A 9,613-nucleotide genomic window follows, 5' to 3' on the forward strand; every position below is an offset into this window, starting at 1 on the left:
GCGGCGCCCGATCCCAAGGTCAACACAACACCCACTCCAAATCTCCTTACATCCTGCAACGCTCTATCCCACGGCACCCCCGGCATCCTCTGCCATACTCCGCCGTACACAGTTTGAAATAGTCGCCCGGTTGAATCGCCGCGCCCTCCCCCTTATATACCCCGCAGTACGCAACAAACTCATCCGTCAGGAGAACGTGACAACCATGATGCGCATTCTGTTGTTTGTAGCCACCAACCTCGCGGTGGTGCTGGTTGCAAGCATTACCCTGAGCCTGTTCGGCTTCAACGGGTTCATGGCAGCCAACGGGGTTGACCTCAACCTCGGCCAACTGCTGGTCTTCTGCGCCGTGTTCGGTTTCGCTGGCTCGCTGGTCTCGCTGTTCATCTCCAAGTGGATGGCGAAGATGACCACCGGCACCCAGATCATCTCCCAGCCTCGCACCCGCCACGAGCAGTGGCTGTTGCAGACCGTCGAGGAGCTGTCCCGCGAAGCCGGCATCAAGATGCCCGAGGTGGGTATCTTCCCGGCTTATGAGGCCAACGCCTTCGCCACCGGCTGGAACCGCAACGACGCCCTGGTGGCGGTGTCGCAAGGCCTGCTCGAGCGCTTCTCGCCCGACGAGGTGCGCGCGGTGCTGGCCCACGAGATCGGCCACGTGGCCAACGGTGACATGGTCACCATGGCGCTGGTGCAGGGCGTGGTGAACACCTTCGTGATGTTCTTCGCCCGCATCATCGGCAACTTCGTCGACCGGGTGATCTTCAAGAACGAAGAAGGCCACGGCATCGCCTACTTCGTCGCCACCATCGTCGCCGAGCTGGTACTGGGCATCCTCGCCAGCATCATCGTCATGTGGTACTCGCGCCGCCGCGAGTTCCGCGCCGACGAAGCCGGCGCCCACCTGGCCGGCACCGGCGCGATGATCGGCGCCCTACAGCGCCTGCGCTCCGAACAGGGCCTGCCGGTGCACATGCCCGACACGATGAAGGCCTTCGGCATCAACGGCGGCCTCAAGCACGGCCTGGCCGGCCTGCTGATGAGCCACCCGCCGCTGGAAGACCGTATCGACGCCCTGCGCCGTCGCGGTTGATTCCCGGCAGCAACAAGAAAGGGCGACTTCGGTCGCCCTTTCTTGTTTGCGATCCCCTGTAGGAGCCGGCCTTGCCGGCGAAGCAGGCGACGCGGTACCTACCGAGTCAGGCGGTAGACCCGCTCGACCAGGCTCGATACCCCAGCCTTGATGAACTTCGGGCTCTCTTCGAGAATCTCCCGCCCCTCGAGCTCGTCGACCTGCCACCCGGCAAACCCTGCACGCACTTCGGCATCCGCCACCGAGAACGGCGGCCCGTCGATCAAGGCCTGGTCGTAATCCAGGGTCACCAGCACCCCGCGACACGCCGTCGGCAACTTCTCGCCCAGCAACGCCATGTACCGCTCGCGCATCTCAGGCGGCAGCGCAATCAAGGCCGCCCGGTCATACACCCCCGCGCAATCGGCAAGGTCCTCGGCTCGCAAGGCAAACACATCCCCACACCAGATCTCCACCTCATCGCTGCGCCAGGCCTCGAACGCGCCGTGCTGCGTCACCTGCGCCGGCAACCCATGCTCGGTGAAGAAGTCCTCCACCGCGCGCCGCGACAGCTCCACGCCCAACACCCGATACCCCAGCGCGGCCAGCCAGAGCATGTCCAGGCTCTTGCCGCACAAAGGCACCAGCACCCGCGCTCCGGGGGCGAGCCCCAACGCCGGCCAGTGCGCCTGCAGGTACGGGTTCACCTGGGGTTGGTGAAAGCCGATCTGGTTGTCCGCCCACCGCTTGTGCCAGAACGCTGGCTCCATGATTCCTCCCGGTTTTTCGATAGGTAGCCGTAAAAACTTATATTGGATCTCGATCGTTGGCTGACCGAAGATGGGCCATCTTACCTGCCAGGACTTCGCCATGCTGCCCAGCCTGTTCATCTCCCATGGTTCCCCCATGCTCGCCCTGCAACCCGGCGCCAGCGGCCCGGCCCTGGCTGGCCTGGCCCTCAACCTGCCACGCCCGAAGGCGATCGTGGTGGTGTCGGCGCACTGGGAGAGCCGCGAGCTGCTGGTGATGAGCAACCCACAGCCGCCGACCTGGCACGACTTCCATGGTTTCCCACCGGCCCTGTACGCCGTGCAGTATCCCGCGCCCGGCGCGCCGGAACTGGCCCGGCAGGTCGCCGAGCGCCTGGGAGCGCGGCTGGATGCGCAGCGTCCCTTCGACCACGGCGCCTGGGTGCCGCTGTCGCTGATGTATCCGCAGGCCGACATCCCGGTCATCCAGGTGTCGCTGCCCAGTCAGGCCGGCCCCGCCCTGCAGCTGAAGGTCGGGCGGGCGCTGTCGGCGCTGCGCGAGGAAGGCATCCTGTTGATCGGCTCGGGCAGCATCACCCACAACCTGGGCGAGCTGGACTGGCATGCCGGGCCGGATGCGGTCGAGCCGTGGGCGCTGGCGTTTCGCGACTGGGTGGTGGCGCGGCTGCAAGCAGGGGACGAGGATGCGCTGGTGGACTATCGCCGGCAGGCGCCATTCGCGGCGCGCAATCACCCCAGCGACGAGCACCTGTTGCCGCTGTACTTCGCCATGGGCGCCGGCGCACGGTTCGGCATCGTTCACCAAGGCTTCACCCTGGGGGCGTTGGGCATGGATATCTACCGGTTCGACTGAGCCACGCAGGGCACCTAGACACACCCCACGCACAACAGAGATCTAGCCTTCCACCGCATCAGACGGGTCCTACAACACCTCCTCGATTGTCACTGTTAGCGTTCGGCCTTTGCCGCCTCGACAAGGACATCGGATGTTCACCCTCTCCCCCCCGGAGCGTCTGCGCCTGTTCGCCGACGCCCTGCCCCGCGACGCGCAGGTGCTCGCTTTCAGCGGCGCCGAAGGCATCAGCACCCTGTACGGGTTCGATATCGAGCTGGTCAGCGAAAGCACCTGCCTGGCGCTGCAGACCCTGCTCGACCAGCCGGCATTCCTCGCCTTCGACGACCAGGGCCGAGGTGTGCACGGTATGCTGGCGCGTGCACGCCTGGGCACGGTGGGCCAGCGCCTGATCCATTACCACCTCAGGCTGGTGCCCCGCATGGCGCGCCTGGAACTACGCCACAACCACCGGATATTCCAGCAGCGCACGGTGGCGCAGATCGTCGGCCAGGTACTCAAGGAACACGGCATCCTCGCCGATGCCTGCCAGTTCCGCCTCGAGGCGCCCTTCCCGCCTCGCGACTATTGCGTGCAGTACGGTGAAAGCGACCTGGCTTTCATCGAACGGCTATGCCAGGAAGAGGGCATCCACTATCGCTTCGAGCACGCCCGCGACGGCCATCGGGTGGTGTTCAGCGATCACCAGATGCACTTCCCCCACCTGCCGCGGCCACTGGCCTTCGTCCCGGAAAACGGCCTCAACGCCGATACCGCCGTGGCCAGCGCCTTCTCCCTGGCGTTTGAATCCAGCGTCGAGCGGGTCGAGCTGCGCGACCACGACTTTCGCAAGAGCGCCACCGCCCTGGCCTACACCAGCCGGGCCGGCGACACGCCCGCCCGGGAACACTACACCTACCCCGGCGGCCTGCTGCAAACGGTCGACCAGGGCCGTGGCCGCGCCCTGGCCCAGCGCACCCTGGAACGCTGCCGCGCCAGGCAGTGCACGGCCGACGGCGCCAGCGACGAGCCGGGCCTGGTCAGCGGGCACCTGATGAACCTGACCGGCCACCCGCAGGCGGCGTGCAACCAGCTGTGGCTGCTGACCAGCGTGGCGCACAAAGGGCAGCAACCGCAGGTGCTAGAAGAGAACGCCAGCGCCGACGCCACCGCGCACTACACCAACACCTTCACCGCCATGCCGTGGGACACGATCTACCGCCCGCCCCTGCGCCACGCCAAGCCCCGCGTGCCGGCCAGCCAGGAAGCCCGGGTGACCGGCCCCCAGGGCGAGGAGGTGTACTGCGACGCCTTCGGCCGGGTCAAGGTGCAGTTCCACTGGGACCGCGAAGGCCGTGGCGACGAGCACAGCAGTTGCTGGTTGCGGGTCGCCTCGGGCTGGGCAGGCGACCGCCACGGCGCGCTGACCGTGCCACGGGTCGGCATGGCCGTGCTGGTCAGCTTCCTCGACGACGACCCCGACCAGCCGGTGATCAGCGGCTGCCTGCCCGACAGCCTGCACCTGCCGCCCTACCCCCTGCCCGACTACAACAGCCGTACCGTGCTGCGCAGCCGCAGCCTGGGCGGTGGTGGCGGCTACAACGAGCTGTCCATGGACGACCGCGCCGGCCAGGAACTGGTTTACCTGCGCGCCCAGCGCGACCTGGAGGAGCGCATCGAGCAGGACAGTCACTTGTACATCGGCCGCCAGCGCCACGCGCTGATCAAAGGCACCAGCCAGGTCACGCTGGAAGACGAGGACCACCGCACGGTCAGCGGGGCACGCAAGGTACTGCTGCGCACCGATGACCACCTGACCGTCGAGCAGGCCAGCCAGACCCGCGTCGGCACGGTGCTGCTGCAGCATGCGGGCCAGCGGGTGCAAGTGAGCGCCGATGGCGAGGTGCTGGTGGAGGGCGGCAACAGCATCAGCCTGAAGGTCGCGGGCCAGCACCTGCTGATCAACGCCAACGGGATCTTCGCCAGCAGCCCGGTGCAGATCGGCGGGGCGCCTGTCACCGGCCTGCCGACCGCGCCGGCACTGCCGGGGCAGCAGGCCGGGCAAGCTGCGCCGGTGGCGCTGTCGGCCCCCGTATCCGCCTGGCAACGGACACTGTTGAGCACCAGCCAGGCCACCGCCAGCGACTACTGCCCGCTGTGCGAAAGCTGCCGCGACGGCCTGTGCCTGCCAGCGGGAGGTGCCCGATGAGCGCGCTCTCCCCCTGGCAGTGGATCACCCGCCAGCGCGCCCAGGGCCGCGATATCGCCCTGGTGCTGGATGCCCATGTCGAGGCGCGCCAGACGCTGATGGGCAGCTTGCCCCCCGATCGCCGCCAGGTGCTGTACCAGCAGACTGACGCCGCCTACCTCGCGCTCCATGGGCCAGCCTGCTTCCTGGTCGGCGAGGCCGAGGTCCGGCTGATTCAGCCGCTGCTGGAGCTGCCGGACGATCACTGGGGCTGGCTGGCCAGCCTGGCGCCGGGCGACCTGCCAGCCTGGGTCGAACACTGGCGCGCACGCTTGCTGGTCGGCGAGCCGCCACAGCGGGCGCTGTACCGCTTCCACGACAACCGGGTACTGGCCCGTGGCCTGGCCGCGGCCCGGGCAACGTTGCCGGCCTACCTCGGGCAGGCCATCAGTGTGTGTTACTGGCAAGGGCAGGCCTGGGCGACGCTGGACAACCCCGCGCCGGGCACCCATCCGCTGCCGGGCGAGCCCGCCTGGCTGCAACTGCCCGCGCCGAATGTCACGGGCCCGGTGGCCCGGGCCAATGCCCATCGCTACCTCTACAGCCACCACTTGCCGGCGTACCTGGCCCTGACCGAGCGCCAACCGCCCCGTGCCTGGCTGCTACGGCAGTTGCAGCGCGCGCAGGACTGGGGGTGGCACGCGCCAGCGCAGATCGAGTTCCTGCTGGTGCTCAGCCTGCGTTCGCCCGGCTTCGAACTGCCTCGGGAATGCGCGCCGCTGTTCGGCGAATCACCCAGGCCCACGTGGACCGTTTGCGTCGGCATACGTTGATTTGAGGACAGGGGCAAAGATGAACAGCACTGCAATCAAAGGCTTCATGTGGGTAGGCATCACGCTAATGGCCGGATGCACCGACAACGCGCCCAATACCTTCACATTGATCGGCGAACTCCCCCCAAACTTTTCCTATACCGCCTCAACGGTGTATGTGCCCGAGCCGGGAAAGGACTGCGCCGTGACCGATTGGCGCCGAAGCATGCCGTCATTCAATCGAAAGCGAGACGTACCGTACAACCCGGTCGCCATTGTCGAAATCCGCAAGGTCATCAAAGGCTGCGAGATGATACTGGACAGGATAAAGATCGATATTATCGCCAAATATGGCGATAAATCCCACCAACAAGACGGCGACCGGGCAAACATTGGCACATATGTAACCCTGGAAGACAAATACCGACGCACACTGCAATCCGACACTGAGGATACCTTTTACGGGGTATGCCAATGGTTGTTCCGTACCGCCGGCGCAGACCGAGTAATTAAAAAAATCCTTTCTTGCAAAAAAGATAATGAACGCGGAGAGAAAGGCCGCGGCAAGCCTTTTGCCGCTTACACGCTGGATCAATTACCCGGCAAAATAATCAGAATGAATTTACGTCTAGCGGACACCGAACGCCCCTACTTCAAAGATACTTGGATAGAGTTCCCCAATGGTTGGAAGCGATGTCTAGGCGAGGGAATGGCAGATCTACATGCTTACTGTTGGGGCAACCACACAGACTTCAGCGAATTCATCATGCCCGATGGAAGGCTTTGCACTATCTACCCAGGTTGCAAGGAGTAACCAATGAGCACAGCCAGACCCATATGGATCGTTTGCTTAGGCGAATCTTGACTTCAGCACAGGGGCAATGATGAAAAATACTGCAATCAAAAGTTTTATGTGTGCAGGCATCACGCTAATGACCGGATGCGCCGAAAAGGAATCTAACACCTTCACATTGATCGGCGAACTACCCGCCAATTTCTCCTACTCCGCCTCGACGGTGTATGTACCCGACCCTGAAAAAGACTGCTCGGTGACAGATTGGCGCCGGACCATGCCGTCATTCAATCAAAATTGGCGAGAAGCCTACAACCCGGTAGCCGTTGTCGAAATCCGCAAAGTCATCAAAGGCTGTCAGATGGTACTGCGCCAGATAAAAATCACGATCAATGCAACCTATGGCGAAAAATTTCATCAACAACATGGCGACTCGGCCAACATCGGCACTTATTTAACGCTGGAAGAAAAATACCGGCGCACATTGCAGTCCGGCACCGAGGACACCTTTTACGGGGTTTGCCAATGGTTGTTCCGCACAGCCGGTGAAGACAGAAAAATCCGCAAAATCCTCGATTGCAAAAAAGACAATGAACGCGGAGAGAAAGGCCGCGGCAAGCCTTTTGCCGCTTACACGCTGGATCAATTACCCGGCAAAATAATCAGAATGAATTTACGTCTAGCGGACACCGAACGCCCCTACTTCAAAGATACTTGGATAGAGTTCCCCAATGGTTGGAAGCGATGTCTAGGCGAGGGAATGGCAGATCTACATGCTTACTGTTGGGGCAACCACACAGACTTCAGCGAATTCATCATGCCCGATGGAAGGCTTTGCACTATCTACCCAGGTTGCAAGGAGTAACCAATGAGCACAGGCAACAAGTTGAGAGAGGAATTACTTTCACCCTTAAATAGCATAATGCTGACCTGCCCTACCCGGGGAGAGCAGACAAGCTTTCAGCTGGTTGACGAGAATGGGGATGGCACGCCTTATGCCGGCATATTTTTTGAAATATTCGACATTGAAGGCGAGCAATATAGTGGCTATTTAGATTCCAATGGCAAAGGCGAAGCACACAACCACTTTATCGGTCCAGTCTCGTTGCTTTTTACAAACGAATTTTCTGAAAATAGCAAAATTCATACAACCTTAAGGACGCGTGAAGACTATCCTTTGAAAATAACCGAGCTTCAGGTACGCGCCGAGAACACCCGCCACCTGAATCGTGATGCCTCCAGAACCACCAGCAATCCAGCCCAAGCCCACGCTGACCACTTCTATCAAGTAGAAGTCCGAGAACTCGTCCGCCATAACAGTCATCTCCCGCCCCTGTCCCCACGCGCCTTCCCTCCCCCAAAAGCCATCAACGTGCTCATGGAGGAACATGGCCGATACGGCGTCGGGCTGATGCCAGGCAAGCACACTGTACTGGAGGTTCGCCCGCTGCGGGCACTCAGGCCGATGCTGTCGTTCGACCCCGCATTCTGCGCACTGAACCTGTACCAGTTGGCCTTGATGGCAACGCTCAGCTACAACCCCTTCGGCCAGGAACCGGCCGAACACCCGGTGCTGGCATCCACGGTCAGCTTCCCCCATGCGCCAACCGTGGGTAACTGGTTTGGCGAGGCACTGGCTAGCTCCGAGGAAATCTGGCGGGTGGATACCTCGCAGCAGCAGGAGTGTTTCCCACTGTACGAAGATGTTCCTTACTCCGAGCGCTGGGAGATCGTACCTTTCGATCCCGAGTTATATGCTGCCAACGACCCGGCATTGGGAAAAGATCAGGAGAACCCCGCCAATATTCATTTCCTTGACGACAGAGGCGACAGCGACACCACCGATACCCAGGCGTTCATCACCCATAATGCCGAAGTGATGGTGATCGCCATTCGCGGCACCAGCGAAATTCCCGAAGACGTCATACGCGATGTCGATGCATTGCAAGTGCCTTTCAAAGAGGGCAACGGGCGAGTGCATCGGGGCTTCTACGAATCGGCCCAGAAAGCCTACCAAATCGCCACCCTCTACCTGAACAGGTTTCACCAATCCCAACAACTGTTCATCTGCGGCCACAGCCTCGGTGGCGCCGTGGCCTTGCTGCTCGCTGAGATGCTCCGCCGCAACGACGAGCGCCTCACCCTCCAGCTCTACACCTACGGCGCCCCACGCGCCGGCGACACCTCCTTCATGAACGGCGCCGCCGACCTGGTCCACTACCGCGTCGTCTTCGCCAACGACCCGGTACCGAGCCTTCCACCGCCCTGGCTGAACACCCGCTGGGACGTGCTCAAGGCAGGCCTGCTCGCCACCTTGGCCCGCGCACCGTTCGGCCTCGACATGCTGCAGGCAGGGCTGGTGAACCGCGATGGCGAGCAATACGAACACCACGGCAAGCTTTGGCATTTCATGCCGGTGCATTTCGTCGGTGGCGAGCGCTCGGCGATCCTCTGGTCGCCCGGTTGCCAGGCCATCACCGAACGCGGCTTGTGCAACCGCGTGCTGAACACCGAGAACGGGCTTCCGGAGCGGACCTTGCTTGGCCAGATGCTGGGGGCTGGCGACCACACCATGGTCGCCAACTATGTCCCCGGCTGCTGGGCGACCTTGCGCCGCTACCAGCAGGCCCTGGGCAGCCAGACCCCGGCGGTGACCCTGCGCGAACTCACGTTGATCGACGAAACCCTGGAGGCGATCAGGGCACAGTTCGCCAAACACCACGCCACCCTCCTGCGCAGCGACCCGGTGCACTGGGCCCTCGAACTCGGCATGCTCAGCCACGAGATGGAGCAAATCCAGGCCACCCGCCAGCGCATGGCCACCTTGCGCCACAGGCCCATCAGCGAAAAGGACGTGTACGGCGCCCTGGCTGGCCAGCCGCAACTCGCAGAGGCCCTGGCCCGCTGGCAGGCACACCCGAGGAACCAGCGCCTGGAACTGCTGGCCCAGGCCCCCACCGAGATCAAGCCCAAGCTGCCGGACATCGAGGTGGTGACCTACGACCAGATTCTCGCCAGCCTGGACGATCCGCTGGACCTCATCTAGAAAATGGCGCTTCGTACAGCTGTACGGGAGTCGCTCTTGGATTGCTTGGCAGGCATGGGCTTGTCACAAGATTTTCAGCGCATTCGAGATCGAGCGCCGC

At 62.9% G+C, this 9,613-nt stretch carries 9 protein-coding genes; 7 read left to right on the forward strand and 2 right to left on the reverse strand.

Annotated elements, in window-relative coordinates; all coding sequences use genetic code 11:
* Positions 1-205 precede the first annotated feature (205 nt).
* The gene (gene htpX, locus P5705_RS25160) at positions 206-1,093 is read left to right on the forward strand and encodes a protease HtpX (RefSeq protein WP_277463575.1); all 888 of its coding nucleotides are present in this window, start codon (positions 206-208) and stop codon (positions 1,091-1,093) included.
* A 98-nt stretch (positions 1,094-1,191) separates the two neighbouring features.
* Here htpX and P5705_RS25165 read toward each other — a convergent pair whose 3' ends face one another.
* Entirely contained in the window at positions 1,192-1,842 is a 651-nt protein-coding gene (locus tag P5705_RS25165; RefSeq protein ID WP_277463576.1) for a thiopurine S-methyltransferase, read from the reverse strand.
* A 100-nt stretch (positions 1,843-1,942) separates the two neighbouring features.
* On the opposite strand from P5705_RS25165, the gene P5705_RS25170 reads away from it, so the two are divergent.
* The 5 genes from P5705_RS25170 (at position 1,943) to P5705_RS25190 (ending at position 7,332) form a co-directional block, all read left to right on the forward strand.
* A complete protein-coding gene (locus tag P5705_RS25170) occupies positions 1,943-2,695 on the forward strand; it encodes a DODA-type extradiol aromatic ring-opening family dioxygenase (protein WP_277463577.1) in 753 nt (250 codons plus the stop codon).
* Between the two features lie 133 nt (positions 2,696-2,828).
* Positions 2,829-4,883: a type VI secretion system tip protein TssI/VgrG gene (tssI, locus tag P5705_RS25175; protein ID WP_277463578.1), complete on the forward strand. Its 2,055-nt coding sequence runs from the start codon at positions 2,829-2,831 to the stop codon at positions 4,881-4,883.
* Positions 4,880-5,695 carry a DUF4123 domain-containing protein gene (locus P5705_RS25180; protein ID WP_277463579.1) on the forward strand — a complete coding sequence of 272 codons (816 nt, stop codon included), beginning with the start codon at positions 4,880-4,882 and terminating at the stop codon, positions 5,693-5,695. The genes tssI and P5705_RS25180 overlap by 4 nt, the downstream gene beginning before the upstream one ends.
* Positions 5,696-5,714: 19 nt before the next feature.
* Positions 5,715-6,488, forward strand: coding sequence for a hypothetical protein (locus P5705_RS25185; RefSeq protein WP_277463580.1), 774 nt, complete (start codon positions 5,715-5,717; stop codon positions 6,486-6,488).
* A gap of 70 nt (positions 6,489-6,558) precedes the next feature.
* Positions 6,559-7,332 carry a hypothetical protein gene (locus tag P5705_RS25190; protein ID WP_277463581.1) on the forward strand — a complete coding sequence of 258 codons (774 nt, stop codon included), beginning with the start codon at positions 6,559-6,561 and terminating at the stop codon, positions 7,330-7,332.
* Positions 7,333-7,620: 288 nt separating this feature from the next.
* Here P5705_RS25190 and P5705_RS25195 read toward each other — a convergent pair whose 3' ends face one another.
* A complete protein-coding gene (locus P5705_RS25195) occupies positions 7,621-7,782 on the reverse strand; it encodes a hypothetical protein (RefSeq protein ID WP_277463583.1) in 162 nt (53 codons plus the stop codon).
* Between the two features lie 96 nt (positions 7,783-7,878).
* Between P5705_RS25195 and P5705_RS25200 the strand changes: the two genes are divergently transcribed.
* Complete coding sequence (locus P5705_RS25200; RefSeq protein ID WP_277463584.1) at positions 7,879-9,513, forward strand: lipase family protein; 1,635 nt, start codon at positions 7,879-7,881, stop codon at positions 9,511-9,513.
* The last annotated feature ends 100 nt before the right edge of the window (positions 9,514-9,613 follow it).

Origin of the sequence: Pseudomonas entomophila (assembly GCF_029478665.1) — a bacterium.
GTDB lineage: Bacteria > Pseudomonadota > Gammaproteobacteria > Pseudomonadales > Pseudomonadaceae > Aquipseudomonas > Aquipseudomonas entomophila_F.

Coding starts and splice junctions, on each gene's coding strand:
- htpX (WP_277463575.1), top strand. CDS start 206: ATGATGCGCATTCTGTTGTTTGTAGCCACCAACCTCGCGGTGGTGCTG.
- P5705_RS25165 (WP_277463576.1), bottom strand. CDS start 1,842: ATGGAGCCAGCGTTCTGGCACAAGCGGTGGGCGGACAACCAGATCGGC.
- P5705_RS25170 (WP_277463577.1), top strand. CDS start 1,943: ATGCTGCCCAGCCTGTTCATCTCCCATGGTTCCCCCATGCTCGCCCTG.
- tssI (WP_277463578.1), top strand. CDS start 2,829: ATGTTCACCCTCTCCCCCCCGGAGCGTCTGCGCCTGTTCGCCGACGCC.
- P5705_RS25180 (WP_277463579.1), top strand. CDS start 4,880: ATGAGCGCGCTCTCCCCCTGGCAGTGGATCACCCGCCAGCGCGCCCAG.
- P5705_RS25185 (WP_277463580.1), top strand. CDS start 5,715: ATGAACAGCACTGCAATCAAAGGCTTCATGTGGGTAGGCATCACGCTA.
- P5705_RS25190 (WP_277463581.1), top strand. CDS start 6,559: ATGAAAAATACTGCAATCAAAAGTTTTATGTGTGCAGGCATCACGCTA.
- P5705_RS25195 (WP_277463583.1), bottom strand. CDS start 7,782: ATGGCGGACGAGTTCTCGGACTTCTACTTGATAGAAGTGGTCAGCGTG.
- P5705_RS25200 (WP_277463584.1), top strand. CDS start 7,879: ATGCCAGGCAAGCACACTGTACTGGAGGTTCGCCCGCTGCGGGCACTC.